15 protein-coding genes are annotated in these 14,239 nt (G+C 68.0%); 14 read left to right on the top strand and 1 reads right to left on the bottom strand.

Going from position 1 to position 14,239, the window contains the following annotated elements; genetic code table 11:
- The first annotated feature begins 48 nt into the window (after positions 1-48).
- The 7 genes from FK267_RS03045 (at position 49) to FK267_RS03015 (ending at position 7,055) form a co-directional block, all read left to right on the top strand.
- On the top strand, positions 49-567 hold the full coding sequence (locus tag FK267_RS03045; RefSeq protein ID WP_141406285.1) for a flavodoxin domain-containing protein: 519 nt from the start codon (positions 49-51) through the stop codon (positions 565-567).
- Between the two features lie 103 nt (positions 568-670).
- Positions 671-1,780 (top strand): N-acetyl-gamma-glutamyl-phosphate reductase, encoded by a 1,110-nt coding sequence (argC, locus tag FK267_RS03040; protein WP_141406284.1) that lies wholly within the window; start codon positions 671-673, stop codon positions 1,778-1,780.
- Positions 1,777-2,973: a bifunctional glutamate N-acetyltransferase/amino-acid acetyltransferase ArgJ gene (gene argJ / locus FK267_RS03035; RefSeq protein ID WP_075378279.1), complete on the top strand. Its 1,197-nt coding sequence runs from the start codon at positions 1,777-1,779 to the stop codon at positions 2,971-2,973. Before argC ends, argJ begins: the two co-directional genes overlap by 4 nt.
- Positions 2,970-3,896 carry an acetylglutamate kinase gene (gene argB, locus FK267_RS03030; RefSeq protein ID WP_141406283.1) on the top strand — a complete coding sequence of 309 codons (927 nt, stop codon included), beginning with the start codon at positions 2,970-2,972 and terminating at the stop codon, positions 3,894-3,896. The genes argJ and argB overlap by 4 nt, the downstream gene beginning before the upstream one ends.
- Positions 3,893-5,167, top strand: a complete 1,275-nt coding sequence (locus FK267_RS03025; RefSeq protein WP_141406282.1) for an acetylornithine transaminase — start codon at positions 3,893-3,895, stop codon at positions 5,165-5,167. Before argB ends, FK267_RS03025 begins: the two co-directional genes overlap by 4 nt.
- Positions 5,164-5,751, top strand: coding sequence for an arginine repressor (locus tag FK267_RS03020; protein ID WP_010613732.1), 588 nt, complete (start codon positions 5,164-5,166; stop codon positions 5,749-5,751). Before FK267_RS03025 ends, FK267_RS03020 begins: the two co-directional genes overlap by 4 nt.
- Before the next feature lie 80 nt (positions 5,752-5,831).
- Positions 5,832-7,055 carry an argininosuccinate synthase gene (locus FK267_RS03015; RefSeq protein ID WP_075378276.1) on the top strand — a complete coding sequence of 408 codons (1,224 nt, stop codon included), beginning with the start codon at positions 5,832-5,834 and terminating at the stop codon, positions 7,053-7,055.
- 170 nt (positions 7,056-7,225) lie between these two features.
- On the opposite strand, the gene FK267_RS03010 is transcribed toward FK267_RS03015, so the two are convergent.
- The gene (locus tag FK267_RS03010; RefSeq protein ID WP_141406281.1) at positions 7,226-8,107 is read right to left on the bottom strand and encodes a formate/nitrite transporter family protein; all 882 of its coding nucleotides are present in this window, start codon (positions 8,105-8,107) and stop codon (positions 7,226-7,228) included.
- A gap of 177 nt (positions 8,108-8,284) precedes the next feature.
- Here FK267_RS03010 and argH point away from each other — a divergent pair, with 177 nt between their 5' ends.
- The 7 genes from argH to FK267_RS13480 all read left to right on the top strand — a co-directional run.
- On the top strand, positions 8,285-9,871 hold the full coding sequence (gene argH / locus FK267_RS03005; RefSeq protein ID WP_198498167.1) for an argininosuccinate lyase: 1,587 nt from the start codon (positions 8,285-8,287) through the stop codon (positions 9,869-9,871).
- 17 nt (positions 9,872-9,888) lie between these two features.
- Positions 9,889-10,560, top strand: coding sequence for a DNA-3-methyladenine glycosylase (locus FK267_RS03000; protein ID WP_141406280.1), 672 nt, complete (start codon positions 9,889-9,891; stop codon positions 10,558-10,560).
- 140 nt (positions 10,561-10,700) lie between these two features.
- A complete protein-coding gene (locus tag FK267_RS02995; protein ID WP_141406279.1) occupies positions 10,701-11,126 on the top strand; it encodes an SRPBCC family protein in 426 nt (141 codons plus the stop codon).
- Positions 11,123-11,683, top strand: a complete 561-nt coding sequence (locus tag FK267_RS02990) for a MarR family winged helix-turn-helix transcriptional regulator (protein WP_141406278.1) — start codon at positions 11,123-11,125, stop codon at positions 11,681-11,683. Before FK267_RS02995 ends, FK267_RS02990 begins: the two co-directional genes overlap by 4 nt.
- Positions 11,673-12,287: a class I SAM-dependent methyltransferase gene (locus FK267_RS02985; protein ID WP_141406277.1), complete on the top strand. Its 615-nt coding sequence runs from the start codon at positions 11,673-11,675 to the stop codon at positions 12,285-12,287. The genes FK267_RS02990 and FK267_RS02985 overlap by 11 nt, the downstream gene beginning before the upstream one ends.
- Before the next feature lie 164 nt (positions 12,288-12,451).
- Positions 12,452-13,714, top strand: a complete 1,263-nt coding sequence (gene tyrS / locus FK267_RS02980; RefSeq protein ID WP_075378270.1) for a tyrosine--tRNA ligase — start codon at positions 12,452-12,454, stop codon at positions 13,712-13,714.
- A 280-nt stretch (positions 13,715-13,994) separates the two neighbouring features.
- Positions 13,995-14,239: hypothetical protein (locus FK267_RS13480; RefSeq protein WP_211342755.1), on the top strand; the 245-nt coding region annotated here is incomplete at its 3' end.

Genomic DNA, 14,239 nt, shown 5'->3' with positions numbered 1-14,239 from the left:
AGCAGAGGATCCCGGACAGCGGGTGTGGTCTCGGTAATACTAGGCGGCATGAAGATCCTGCTGACCTCTTCCTCCAAGCACGGGTCCACCGACGAGGTGGCCGCGGTGATTGCCGAGCGGCTCCAGGCCGCCCAGATCGATGTGGAGACCAAGCGCCCCGAGGATGTCGACAGCGTCGAGGAGTACGACGCCTTCATCCTGGGCAGCGCGGTCTACATGACCAAGTGGACGCCGCAGGCCGTTGACTTCACCGAGCGCTTCCGTGACGTCCTCAGGGCCAGGCCCGTGTGGGCCTTCTCCGTGGGGCTCTCCGGCCTGCCCAAGGGAAAGGTCGCCGACCCCATGCGCATCGGCCCGGTGCTGCTGGCCATCGACCCGGAGGACCACATGACCTTCGCGGGCCGCTTCGACCCCTCCAAGCTCAGCCTGCGCGAGCGCTCCATCGCCAAGCTCGGAGGAGCGAGTGAGGGCGACTACCGCAACTGGGACGAGGTGCGCGAGTGGGCCGACGCCATCGCCACCTCCCTCTATGACGACACACTCACCAGTCGCCGCGACCGCTCCTAGCTCCCGGCGTCCCTGGCGTCCCCGGCCCTGAGGGCGGAGGGGAGATGAGTCACAGCAACAGGCGATGAATGCATTTCTATGCATGCGGATGTATGGTTGCTGCATGACTTGGTCAGTTGCTGTTGCTGGAGCCACCGGGTACGCCGGTGGCGAGGTTCTGCGCCTGCTCACGGCCCACCCGGAGGTGGAGGTCGGCGCACTCACCGCGGCCTCGTCCGCCGGCAGTCGGCTCGGCGAGCACCACCCGCACCTGCTTTCCCTGGCGGACCGCATCGTCCAGCCCACCGAGGCGAAGATCCTCGCCGAGCACGACGTCGTCGTCCTGGCCCTGCCGCACGGGGCTTCCGGAACCGTCACGGCGGCCCTTGAAGAGCTCGCCTCGGGCGGCAGCAACGCACCGCTACTCATCGACTGCGGCGCGGACCACCGTCTGACCAGTCAGCAGGCGTGGGAGGCCTTCTACGGCTCGGACTACGCCGGCGCCTGGACCTACGGCATGCCCGAGCTCCTGCACCACGGTGAGACGCGAGCCCGCGCCCAGCGCGAGGAACTGGCAGCCTCCAGGCGCATCGCCGTCCCCGGCTGCAACGTCACCGCCGTCACCCTGGCGGTCCAGCCCGGCATCGCCGCCGGACTTCTCGACCCCTCCCGGCTGACCGCGGTGCTGGCCGTCGGATACTCCGGCGCAGGCAAGGCCCTCAAGCCCCATCTCACCGCTGCCGAGGCGCTGGGATCGGCTCAGCCCTACGCCGTCGGAGGCACCCACCGGCACATTCCCGAGATCGTCCAGAACCTGGAGGTGGCCGGAGCCGCCGCCGGAGCAGCACGCCTGTCCTTCACCCCGGTCCTGGTCCCCATGAGCCGCGGCATCCTGGCCACCGTCACCGCCCCCATGACTGCAGCTCTGCGCGAGGCCCCCGACCCCGAAGCCGCCCTGCGAGCCGCCTGGGATGACGCCTATGGGGCCACCGGTAGTGGCGAGAGCCTCATCCAGCTGCTGCCCGAGGGGACCTGGCCCACCACCGGCACCGTCCTGGGGAGCGGAACCGCCACCGTTCAGGTCGCCATCGACCGTGGCGCGGACGCCGTCGTGGCCACGTGCGCCATCGACAACCTCGGCAAGGGCACCGCCAGTGCCGCCATTCAGTCCCTCAACCTCGCCCTCGGGCTGGAGGAGACCACCGCCATCACCGCCCAAGGAGTCGCACCGTGAGCGTGACCGCAGCCCAGGGATTCCGCGCTGCCGGCGTGCGCGCCGGCCTCAAGGCCTCCGGCAAGCCCGACCTCGCCCTCGTCATCAATGACGGACCGCTGGACACCGCGGCGGGAGTGTTCACCACCAACCGGGTCGTCGCGGCCCCCGTGGTCTGGTCACGCCGGCTCCTGGCCGGCCAGGAAGGCGGGCAGCCGGGCCATGCCCGCGCCGTCGTCCTCAACTCCGGCAGCGCCAACGCCTGCACTGGTGCTCAGGGCCTGGAGGACACCGAGGCCACGGCCGCCCACGCCGCCGGCCTGCTGGGAGCTGAACCGGGCCAGGTGCTGGTCTGCTCCACCGGCGTCATCGGGCAGCGCATTGATATGCCCGTCCTCCTGGAGGGAGTCGACGTCGCCGCGCTCGCCCTGGCCGACACGGCCCAGGCCGGGACCGACGCCGCCACCGCCATCATGACGACCGACACCGTTTCCAAGGAGGACACCCTCACGGTCGGTGCCGGCGATCAGAGCTGGACCATCGGCGGCATGATTAAGGGGGTGGGCATGCTGGCCCCCGGGATGGCCACCATGCTCGCCGTCATCACCACCGACGCCGTCCTCATCCCTCAGCAGGCCCAGGACGCCCTGACCTCCGCCACAGCGCGAACCGTCAACCGGATCAACTCCGACGGGTGCATGTCCACCAATGACACGGTTCTCCTGTTGGCCTCCGGGGCCTCCGACGTCACGCCCTCCCAGGCCGAGCTCGACGAGGCGCTCACCGAGGTGATGAGCCGGCTCGGCCGGCGCCTCGTGGCCGATGCCGAGGGTGCCACCCACGACATCGCCATCACCGTCTCCGGCGCTGTCAGCGAGGAGGCCGCCGAGGCCGCAGCCCGCACCGTCAGCTCCTCCAACCTTCTCAAGTGCGCCGTCGCCGGGGCCGACCCCAACTGGGGGCGCATCCTCTCCCAGCTGGGAACCGTGCCCGAGGACGTCTGCCCCTTCAACCCCGACGAGGTCGACGTCGCCATCAACGGCATCACGATCTTCAGCCACGGCGCCCCCCAACCCAACCGGGACGCCGTGGACATGAGCCCACGCGAGACCCGCATCGACATCGAGCTGTCGGCGGGCCCGGCCCAGGCCACCGTGTGGACCAACGACCTCACTCACGGATACGTCACCATCAACGCGGACTACACGACATGAAACGTACCCCTCTCGACCCACAGACCAAGGCCTCCGTCCTGCTGGAGGCCGTGCCGTGGCTGCGCACCTACAAGGGCGCCACCATGGTCATCAAGTACGGCGGCAACGCCATGGTCAACGATGAGCTCAAGCGCGCCTTCGCCCAGGACATCCTCTTCCTGCACCAGGTCGGGGTGCGCCCCGTCGTCGTTCACGGTGGCGGGCCCCAGATCAACGCGATGCTCAAGCGGCTGGGCATCACCTCGGAGTTCCGCGGAGGACTGCGCGTCACCACCCCCGAGGTCATGGACGTGGTCCGCATGGTGCTCACCGGCTCCGTGCAGCGCGAGCTCGTCTCCCTGCTCAACACCGACGGCTCTGCCGCCGTCGGCATCAGCGGTGAGGACGGCGGGCTCCTGCGGGCTCGGCAGCGCTTGGCCACGGTGGACGGGCACAAGGTTAATGTCGGCCTGGTCGGTGACGTCGTCGACGTCAGCCCGCAGCCCATCATCGACCTGCTCGACCAGGGCCGCATCCCGGTCATCTCCTCGGTCGCCCCGTTGACGACGGACTCCGAGACCGTCCTCAACGTCAACGCCGACACGGCCGCTGCCGCGATCGCCGTGGCCCTCAAGGCCCGCACCCTGCTCATGCTCACCGACGTCGAGGGGCTCTACTCCGCCTGGCCCGACCGCAGCACGCTGGTGCCCTTCATCAGCGCCTCCGCGCTGGAGGAGCTCCTGCCCACGCTCGAGGCCGGGATGATCCCCAAGATGGAGGCCTGCCTGCGGGCCGTCTACGGGGGAGTCGCGCAGGCGCACGTCGTCGACGGACGCCAGGCCCACAGCATGCTGCTCGAGATCGTCACCGACCAGGGAGTCGGCACCGTCATCCACCCCGGAGACGCTCCGGTCCCACCACTGAACGGAGGCAAGAGCCTATGACCCACTCCTCGCAAGCACCGGCACCCACCGCAGAGGCGAAGGGACCCGGCACCGGCAACGCCGGCTGGCTGGCGCGCTACACCGACGCCGTCATGAACACCTTCGGCACCCCCGGCCGGGTCCTGGTCCGGGGGAGGGGTGCCCACGTCTGGGACGCCGACGGTCAGGAGTACATCGACCTGCTGGCAGGCATCGCCGTCAACTGCCTGGGCCATGCGCACCCCGCGATCATCCGGGCCGTCACCGAGCAGCTCTCCGAGCTGGGGCACGTGTCGAACTTCTTCACCACCCCCGCCCAGGTCGGCCTCGCCGAGGAGCTCGTCCGGCTCACTATCCCCGGTCGCCCCGCTCACGACTCCCGCGTCTTCCTGGCCAACTCCGGTACCGAGGCCAATGAGGCCGCTTTCAAGATCGCCCGCCGTCACGGCGGTAGCCGACGCCCCCGGGTCCTGGCCCTCCAGGACGCCTTCCACGGCAGGACCATGGGTGCCCTGGCCCTGACCTACAAGGCCGCCTACCGGGAGCCCTTCGAGCCGCTGCCCGGTGGGGTCGAGTTCATCCCCGCCGGTGACGTCGAAGCACTGCGCACCGCGCTGGGGCCGGATGTGGCGGCACTCGTCGTCGAACCCATACAGGGCGAGGCCGGGGTGCGTGAGCTGCCTGCCGGGTACCTGGAGGCGGCCCGCGAGCTGACTGAGGCCGCTGGCGCGCTGCTCATCATCGATGAGGTTCAGACCGGAATGGGACGCACCGGCGCCTGGATGGCGCACCATCTGCTGGCACCGGGCATCGTCCCCGACGTCGTCACCCTGGCCAAGGGACTGGGCGGAGGCGTCCCCATCGGCGCAGTCGTCGCCAGTGGGCAGGCCGCCGCTCTTCTCGAGCCGGGGCAGCACGGCACCACCTTCGGCGGCAACCCGGTGGCCTGCGCAGCAGCGCTCGCCGTCATCGGGACTATCCGTAGCCAGTCCCTGCTGGAGAGGGTTCAGCAGCTCGGCTCGGCCTGGTCCCGGGAGCTGGCGGTCGTGGACGGAGTCAACCAGGTGCGCGGCCGGGGCCTGCTGCTCGGCGTCGGGCTGGACGACGGGCTCCCGCCCGCTGCTGAGATCGCTGCTGCCCTGGCGGCTCGCGGTTTCATTGTCAATGCGCCGCGCCCCGACACGATCCGCCTGGCTCCGCCCTTCATCCTCTCCGACGATGACGCCAGGGCCTTCACCACCACGCTGTCCGAGGTCCTTGACCGGGCACTGTCAGAGAAAGCCGGTTCATGAGCGCCACCATCGAGGCCTCTCAGCGCGACCTGGAGGCAACGGCCCCCCTGGTACCCGGGACCAAGACCGCCCGGCACGCCAGCATCGTCCAGATCCTGTCGCGGGAACGTATCAGCTCCCAGGCCCAGCTGCGCAAGGCCCTGGCACAGCGCGGCATCAGTACTACCCAGGCCACGCTTTCACGGGATCTGGTGGAGCTGCGGGCCACGAAGATCCGCGCCCCGGGCGGAGAACTCATCTACTCCATGCCCGAGGCCGGTGCCCCCGGCCAGGTCCATACCGGTGCCCTTTCCGAGCCGGAGGAGACCGAGGACTCTTTGCGTGCCCACACCACCCCCCGTCTGTCCCGGTGGTGCGCAGAGCTACTCGTTACTGCCGAGTGGGCCGGCCCCCAGGTGGTCCTGCGAACGCCCGCCGGCGCCGCCCAGCTGCTCGCCGGGGCCGTTGACGACGCCATGATGCCTGGCGTCATGGGGTGCATCGCCGGCGACGACACCGTCCTGGTCATCACCCGCGGCGCTCAGGTCGCAGCCGATGTGGCCAGGCACCTGCTCGCTCTGGCTGACCCCTCAGCCCGAGCCTGACCTCTCCCCACCACCCTTGACATCCCCAGTCACCTGAGCGCCGCTGCGTCGGCGTCATCACGAAGAGAAGAGTGATCCCATTGAGCATCCACAAGGACCGTGTCGTCCTGGCCTACTCCGGAGGCCTGGACACGTCCGTCGCCATTGGCTGGATCGGCGAGGCCACTGGTCGAGAGGTTGTGGCCGTCGCCGTTGACGTCGGCCAGGGCGGCGAGGACCTTGAGGTGATCCGTCAGCGAGCCCTCGACTGCGGAGCCGTCGAGGCCTATGTCGCCGACGCCCGAGACGAGTTCGCCAACGACTACTGCATGCCGGCGCTCAAGGCCAACGCCCTCTACGAGGGGACCTATCCGCTCGTGTCGGCCCTGTCCCGCCCGGTCATCGCCCGCCACCTGGTCAAGGCCGCCCGCGAGTTCGGCGCGCACACCGTGGCCCACGGCTGCACCGGCAAGGGCAACGACCAGGTCCGCTTCGAGGTCTCCATCACCTCCATGGCCCCCGACATGGACTGCATCTCCCCGGTACGCGACCTGGCGCTGACCCGTGACGTGGCCATCGACTACGCCGAGAAGCACAACCTGCCGATCGAGACCACCAAGCACAACCCCTTCTCCATCGACCAGAATGTTTGGGGCCGTGCCATTGAGACCGGGTACCTCGAGGACCTGTGGAACGCTCCCACCAAGGATGTCTACGTCTATACCGATGACCCCGCCTACCCGCCCCTGCCCGACGAAGTGACCCTCACCTTCAAGGAAGGAATCCCTGTGGCCATCGACGGCCGCGACGTCAGCCCCCTGGAAGCGATTCAGGAGCTCAACCGTAGGGCAGGCGCCCAGGGCGTGGGGCGCATCGACATGGTCGAGGACCGGCTCGTGGGGATCAAGTCCCGCGAGATCTACGAGGCCCCCGGTGCCGTGGCCCTGATCGAGGCCCACCGAGCGCTCGAGGCCGTCACCCTGGAGCGCATGCAGCGCCGCTACAAGCGGAGCATGGAGCAGACCTGGGCCGAGCTCGTATACGAGGCCCAGTGGTACTCCCCGCTCAAGCGCTCCATGGACGCCTTCATCGAGGACACGCAGCGCTATGTCAACGGTGACATCCGAATGGTCCTGCACGGCGGCCGGGCGACCGTCAACGGGCGTCGCTCCGAGACGGGCCTGTACGACTTCAACCTGGCCACCTACGAGAGCGGAGACACCTTCGACCAGTCCTCCTCGCGGGGCTTCATCGAGATCTACGGGATGCAGTCCAAGCTCGCCGCCGCCCGCGACGTGCGCGCTGGCAACGGTCAGGGGTTCTGACCGGGACATAAACCGTCTCAGGTTCTACGGTGCGGGGATGCCCGAAACCGACTGACCGTGACGAACCGGTTGCCTCCGCAGGCAGAAAAGCGGAGACAACCGGTTCGTCATGCTGGCTGCGCCTCGCCGACGGGGACGGCCGGCTCACGGCAGGGAGCCGGCCGTCCCGATCACCCAGTCGACTCAGCCGCTTGTGCCCCGTTCTTCTGGGGCTGTCGGCGCAGCCAGCGGGAGTCGTCGTTGGCGTAGGCGTAGTAGCCGCCGATCAGCAGCCCGCCGCCCACGAAGTTGCCCAGCAGTGCCACAGCCACATTCCCCAGCGCCGTCAAGACATCGATCCCATGCGTCAGACCGACGACCGTGAACAGGACCGTGTTGGCCACGGAGTGCTCAAGGCCGAGGAAGGCGAAGACGAACACGGAGATGAGCATCGCGAAGATCTTGGACCAGTCCTCGCGGATGAAGCCGTTGTAGATGAGGAGCATCGCCAGGTTGATCATGAAGTTGCACAGGACCGCCCGCACGAAGAGGTCGCCGATCCCCGAGGCCGACGACAGGTAGAGGAGCTTGGCGGCCACTGAGTGGGTGGCCTGTTCACCGGTTGCCGCCTCTACGAGGGTGGAGAAGCGGTACATGGCCGCGAAGACCAGCCCTCCGGCGAAGTTGCCGGCCAGGCACATGACCAGCACCCTCAGAGCCCGCCACGTCGAGATCCGCTTGTAGTAGTGGCCGATGGCCACCACCATCATGTTGCTGGTGAGCAGCTCGGACTTCGTGTAGTAGATGAAGACGAGAGCGGGTCCGAAGGACAGAGCCCCGAGCATCTTCCCGATCCCCGCGAGCGAGGTGTCCCCGAGGCGCAGGCCATCGAAGACACCGACGATGGCGTAGTTCACGACATAGAAGGCCGCCACGATCATGCCGGCCATCGCCGCGCGCATGAGATAGCGGTGGGCGATCACCCCGGTCATCCGGGTCTTGGTCTCGAGGGCCTCGAGCACGGTGGAGATGAACTGCTTGCCTGGGAAAAGTGCATCTTGTTCGGCGGGCATTGGCTCATCATGGCATTGCCCGCCATCCGAGATACAGGCCTTTCTTCCTTCCCGTTGGTCGGGATCTCCGGTCCTGGTTCCACTTACTGCGTCTTCCTCAAGAAAGTGGGGATCGTTTTGTCTGCGAGCCACGACAGGGCCTGTCCAGACTGATCGTTGAGGAACCTGCTCGGGCAGATGGGCCATGATGGGGGCATGAGCCAGTTCTCCAGCCAGCCCGCAAAGCCATCCGCTGCCCAGTCCGTCGCCTCAGAAGCTCAGCAGGACGCGGCCCCCGCCGGCGTCAGCCTGTGGGGCGGACGCTTCTCAGGAGGACCCGCTGACGCGCTGGCCGCGCTGTCGGTGAGCACCCACTTCGACTGGCGCCTGGCTCGCTATGACATTGCCGGCTCCCGGGCCCACGCCCGCGCCCTGGCGCAGGCCGGTCTGCTGGACGCGGAGCAGCTGTCCGGCATGCTGGAGGCCCTGGACCGTCTCGAGGCCGACGTTGTTGCCAGCATCTTCGTCCCGGAGGCCACCGACGAGGACGTCCACACCGCCCTGGAGCGAGGCCTCATCGAGCGCGCCGGTGCCGACCTGGGGGGCCGTCTGCGCGCCGGGCGCAGCCGCAACGACCAGATCGCCACTCTCATCCGCATGTACCTGCGCGACCAGGCCCGCCACGTGGCCGGACTCGTCCTCGACGTCGTCGACGCCCTCATCGACCAGGCCGCCCAGGCCTCTGACGCCATCATGCCCGGACGCACCCACATGCAGCACGCCCAGCCGGTGCTCGTCGCCCACCAGCTGCTGGCCCACGCCTGGCCGCTCATGCGCGATGTCGAGCGCCTGGAGGACTGGGACTCCCGGGCCGCCGTGAGCCCCTACGGCTCCGGTGCGCTGGCGGGCAACACTCTCGGCATGGACCCCGATGCCGTGGCCGCCGACCTCGGGTTCGAGGCCGCCGTGGAGAACTCCATTGACGGCACCGCCGCTCGCGACGTCGTTGCCGAGCTCAGCTTCGTGCTGACGATGACCGCCGTCGACGTCTCGCGCCTGAGCGAGGAGATCATCGTCTGGAACACCAAGGAGTTCGACTTCGTCACCTTGGACGACTCCTACTCCACGGGCTCGTCCATCATGCCGCAGAAGAAGAACCCGGACGTGGCCGAGCTCGCCCGCGGCAAGGCCGGGCGCCTCATCGGCGACCTGACCGGGCTGCTTGCCACCCTCAAGGCCCTGCCCCTGGCCTACAACCGGGACCTGCAGGAGGACAAGGAACCGGTCTTCGACGCCGTCGACACCCTGGCCGTCCTCCTGCCGGCCGTCAGCGGCATGGTGAGCACGATGACCCTCCACTACGAGCGCATGGCGGAGCTCGCCCCCCAGGGGTTCTCCCTGGCCACCGATATTGCGGAGTGGCTGGTCAAGAACGGCGTGCCCTTCCGCAGCGCCCACGAGATCTCCGGTGCCTGCGTGCGCGAGTGCGAGAAGCGCGGCATTGAGCTGTGGGACCTGACCGACGCCGACTTCGCCGCCATTGATGAGCGGCTCACCCCGGGGGTGCGGGAGGTCCTCTCAGCCGAGGGGTCGGTGGCCGCTCGCACCGGGCACGGCGGCACCGCCCCGGTGCGAGTGGTGGAGCAGCTCGCCCGCGCCATCGCCCGCAGCGCCGAGCTGCGAGTCTTCGCCTGGGAGGGATCCTTGCTGGACGGCCCCGCCGGTCCCCAGTGGCCCGACCCCAGTCAGACCGATGAGGAATGGGGCGAGGAGGACCAGGACTGAGCCGGGGCGGCAGGTCGATGTCAGACGCTTCCCTGAGGGAGACGGCGATCGAGCTGAGCGCCGAAGCTGCCTCGCTGCTCAGATGTGACAGTCTGGAGGCGGCCCCGGCGCTGCTGGGTGCCGTCATCACCGTTGCAGACCCGGCCGGGCGCGTCGCGATCCGCCTGACCGAGGTGGAGGCCTACCGCGGCGAGAAGGACCCGGGCTCCCACGCCTTCCGGGGACGCACAGCGCGCAACGCCTCCATGTTCGAGGCCGGCGGGTGCATCTACGTCTACTTCACTTACGGCATGCACCACTGCCTCAACATCGTCACCGGACCCGCCGGGGTCTCACGCGCGGTGCTGCTGCGCGGGGGAGAGGTCGTCGAAGGGCTCGAGCAGGCCAGGGGACGCCGCCCCGCAGCCCGCACTGACCGCGACCTGGCCCGTGGCCCGGCCAGACTGTGCGCCGCACTGGGACTGGACCGCTCCGACGACGGCGCGCTGCTGGGCGGGCCGGGATCACGCATCAGCCTGACGCTGCCGCAGCAGGCACCGGATGCCGGACGCATCCGCTGTGGGCCACGCACCGGGGTGGCCGGCCCCGGGGGTGATGGAGAAGCCTTCCCGTGGCGCTTCTGGCTGGACGGAGAGCCCACCGTCTCGCCATACCGGCCGGCCGTCACCAGGCGACGCTCACAGGGCTGAACCTCGCCGAGCCCAACTCCGATGGGTCGCCACTTGCCCATGCCACTCCTGTCCGCTAATAATGGGTACACAGATTATCGCTGCAAAGACTATTTGTGGTGCGGAACCTCCGAGCGCGGAGGACGAGGAAGGGGACGGCCATGTGGTCGACTGAGTGCCAACGGACAGTGGATCTCCCGGCGGAGGACCTGTGGGAGACCTGGATCAAGGTTCTCTCCGGTGAGATCGAGCTCCCCCAGGGGGATCGCTACGAGCCGCGCGAGCCCGTGGGACCCGGCGCCTCGATCACGATGACTCCGGAGGGGCAGGACAGTATCGAGATCACGGTGATCCGCTGGGAACCCCCTCATGTCCAGGCGGACCGGGTCTCCTACGGGGGAGTGGAGCTGACCTTTACCCACTCCTTCATGCCCGCGCAGACACAAGGGAAGAGCGTTGTGACCACCCGCCTCGACATCGACGGCCCCGGTGCCGACGATGTAGGCCCGACGATCGGTCCGGGAATCGCCGAGGACTTTCCGCAGGCCATCGACTCGCTCGTTGAGGCTGCTAGGGTCGATATGTGAAGACAAGGTTCCAGGGTCCTGAGGCGAGCCCCGGCTTCCTCATGTGGAGGGCCGCGCTGGCCTGGCAGCGAGACATCGCTGCCGCCCTGGAGCCAGTTGGACTGACACACTCCCAGTTCGTCCTCCTGGCCTGCACGCAGTGGCTCGAGGAGCACGGGGACGGGGCCAGCCAGGTGATGGTCGCGACCCAGGCGGGAATGGACGTGAAGACCACCAGCCAGGTGCTGCGCCGGCTGGAGCGGGCCGGTCTGGTGTCGCGGCAGCCGGATCCCAAGGACGCCCGTGCCCGGATCGTGACCATGACAGCGGCAGGGAGAGATGTCGGGGCCCGGGCAACGTGTTTGGTGGAGGACGCCGATGAGGCGTACTTCGCTGCCGTGCCCCACCTGCGCGAGGCACTGCTGCGTGAAGCCGGCGTCGTAGCGCGCGGATCAGCGACGCAGCCCAACGAGGAGACCGCTGCGTCTACCGAGCGGGCTGAGAGCCCCAAGACCTCGAGCGACACAGCCGGTCCGACCACGGCGGCTGCTCCACCAGGCTCCCGCAGTGGCCAGTGACTACTGGAACCACAACGTCGCCTTTCACCGGCGCATCGTGCGGGACGCGGCGCTGCGCGGTGGAAGCGCGCTCGATGTCGGATGCGGTGACGGGCTCCTGCTCGCACGCCTGGCGGCGGTGTGCCGGCGCGCCGTCGGACTTGAAACCGACGGACAGGCAGCTGCTCGAGCGCGCAGACGTCTCGAACGGACTCCGCAGGCCGAAGTGCTGCTCGACGGCGTCATGGATCTGGACCTTCCTCAGCGCATCGGCACCTTTGAGACGGTCACCTGCGTGGCCACGCTGCACCACCTCCCACTGGAACCCGCCCTGGTGAGGCTGAGTCAGCTGGTGGCACCCGGCGGGCGTCTGATCGTCATCGGCTTGGCCGCCAACAAGAGCCTGTGGGACTGGACGCTGTCCGCACTGGCCGTCCTGCCTCTGCGCGTGGTCGGCGCCCTGCGACGGGAGAGCTCAGACATCGGTGTGGTCACTCGTGTTCCACGAGAGTCCCTGGCCGAGATTCGTAGGGCGGCAGTCCGGCTGCTTCCCGGGGCCAGGACTCGACGGCGTTTCTACTACCGATACACCCTCATATGGGATCGCCCGACTGAGGGCTCGTGAAGGCTTCCCGTATCCGGCTCACGGCTCCGTGGCCTGGCCTCTTCGTGGAAGCCGAGCCGGAGCATGGCAGACTATCTGCGCCGGAGGTATCAGCCGGACCCGAGCGTGACGCGCCGGGATCATGCGTGCGGCAAGCACGACAACCCACGGAAGGCGACTGGACAGTGACGGACATCCTGGACGAACTGCAGTGGCGCGGGCTCATCGCCCAGCACACCGACATTGACGCGCTGCGAGCGGCGCTCAGCGACGGGGCCGTCACCTTCTATTGCGGGTTCGACCCCACGGCGCCGAGCCTTCACCACGGGCACCTCGTAGCCGTCAAGGTCATGCGCCATCTTCAGTTGGCCGGGCACCGTCCGCTGGCGCTGGTGGGTGGGGCGACCGGCCTCATCGGCGACCCGCGCGCCAAGGGGGAGCGCAGCCTCAACACCAAGGACGTCGTTGCCGGCTGGGCGGCCAGCCTGCAGGAACAGCTCGAGAACCTTCTCGACTTCAGCGGGGACAACCCGGCGCAGATCGTCAACAACCTGGACTGGACCCAGGCGATGAGCGCCATTGACTTCCTGCGGGACCTGGGTAAGCACTTCCGCATGGGCACCATGCTCTCCAAGGACATCGTCGCCCGGCGCCTGGCCAGCGAGGAGGGCATCTCCTACACCGAGTTCAGCTACCAGGTCCTCCAGGCCAACGACTACCTCGAGCTCTACCGACGCTACGGCTGCACCCTGGAGGTCGGCGGCAATGACCAGTGGGGCAACCTCGTGGGCGGGATGGACCTCATCCACAAGGTCGAGGGCGCCTCGGTCCACGTCATGACCAACCCCCTCATCACCAAGGCCGACGGCACCAAGTTCGGTAAGTCTGAGGGCGGGGCGATCTGGCTCAACCCCGAGATGCTCAGCCCCTACGCCTTCTACCAGTTCTGGCTCCAGGTCGACGACGCCGACGTCGTGCGCTTCCTCAAGGTCTTCACCTTCCTGGAACGCGAGGAGATTGAGCGCCTGGAGGCGGTGACGGCCGAGAACCCGAAGGCACGTGAGGCGCAGCGGGTTCTGGCGCACGAAGTCTGCACGTGGGTCCACGGAGCCGACGCGACTGCCCAGGCCGAAGCGGCGACCTCCGCACTGTGGGGCCGCGGCGACCTCGCCGACATCGATGAGGCGACGATCCTGGCGGCCACGGCTGATCTCGCCTCCGGTGACGTGGCAGTCGGACAGACCACGATCGTGGACCTGCTCGTGGGTACGGGGCTGGAGCGCGGGCGCAATGCGGCCCGCAAGACCATTGCCGGAGGCGGGGCCTACATCAACAACGTCAAGGTGGCCGACGAGACCGCGGTCATCGGTTCCGAGCACCTGCTCGCCGGGGGAGTGGTGCTGGTGCGCAAGGGACGGCGGAACCTGGCCGTCGGACGTGCGGTTTAGGCTCCACCGTCAAGGGAAATCCTTACCTTGCGAACACGGTTGTTGAGCGGTGACGATGCCTTGTGGGCACCGTCACCGCTCATCAGTTTGACGGGTTGGTGGTCGGTGCGTAATGTTCTCTCCGGCCCGAAACGGGGAGGATGAATTTCCTCAGACCGGCCGGGGACTGAGAACTGAAGAGAGCCGAAGAGAGACGAGGGTCACCGCCCATTCGTTTGACTCAGAAAATCCGGCTCGCTAAAGTTTCTCAGGTGCTTCTGAGAGCAAAGCGAAAGGCAAAATGCCTTACGACAAGTTCTCGGTGGGTGTGTTGTTTGAGAACTCGATAGTGTGTCATGTTTTTTATGCCATGGCCCTGGGGGCTGCGCATGGTTTTGGTTGTGTGTGGTTTTTGGGGTTTTGTTTTGTTTTGGTTTGCCTGGCTCTCTTTTTGTTGTGGGGTTGGGTTGGGCCTGGTCTGGTTTTCTGGACTGTTGTACTGACTATTGGGTTCTGGCTGGCTGCTTGTTTGTGGTTGGTTGGGGC

The organism is Actinomyces oris, from assembly GCF_006546825.1.
GTDB classification, from domain to species: Bacteria; Actinomycetota; Actinomycetes; order Actinomycetales; family Actinomycetaceae; genus Actinomyces; species Actinomyces oris.
Note: the sequence above shows the minus strand (reverse complement) of the source record. Positions and strands in the feature narration are given on the sequence as shown.

What these genes read in the sequence shown, in the direction of transcription:
- FK267_RS03045 (WP_141406285.1), top strand. Translation starts at nt 49, where the DNA reads ATGAAGATCCTGCTGACCTCTTCCTCCAAGCACGGGTCCACCGACGAG.
- argC (WP_141406284.1), top strand. Translation starts at nt 671, where the DNA reads ATGACTTGGTCAGTTGCTGTTGCTGGAGCCACCGGGTACGCCGGTGGC.
- argB (WP_141406283.1), top strand. Translation starts at nt 2,970, where the DNA reads ATGAAACGTACCCCTCTCGACCCACAGACCAAGGCCTCCGTCCTGCTG.
- FK267_RS03025 (WP_141406282.1), top strand. Translation starts at nt 3,893, where the DNA reads ATGACCCACTCCTCGCAAGCACCGGCACCCACCGCAGAGGCGAAGGGA.
- FK267_RS03020 (WP_010613732.1), top strand. Translation starts at nt 5,164, where the DNA reads ATGAGCGCCACCATCGAGGCCTCTCAGCGCGACCTGGAGGCAACGGCC.
- FK267_RS03010 (WP_141406281.1), bottom strand. Translation starts at nt 8,107, where the DNA reads ATGCCCGCCGAACAAGATGCACTTTTCCCAGGCAAGCAGTTCATCTCC.
- argH (WP_198498167.1), top strand. Translation starts at nt 8,285, where the DNA reads ATGGGCCATGATGGGGGCATGAGCCAGTTCTCCAGCCAGCCCGCAAAG.
- FK267_RS03000 (WP_141406280.1), top strand. Translation starts at nt 9,889, where the DNA reads ATGTCAGACGCTTCCCTGAGGGAGACGGCGATCGAGCTGAGCGCCGAA.
- FK267_RS02995 (WP_141406279.1), top strand. Translation starts at nt 10,701, where the DNA reads ATGTGGTCGACTGAGTGCCAACGGACAGTGGATCTCCCGGCGGAGGAC.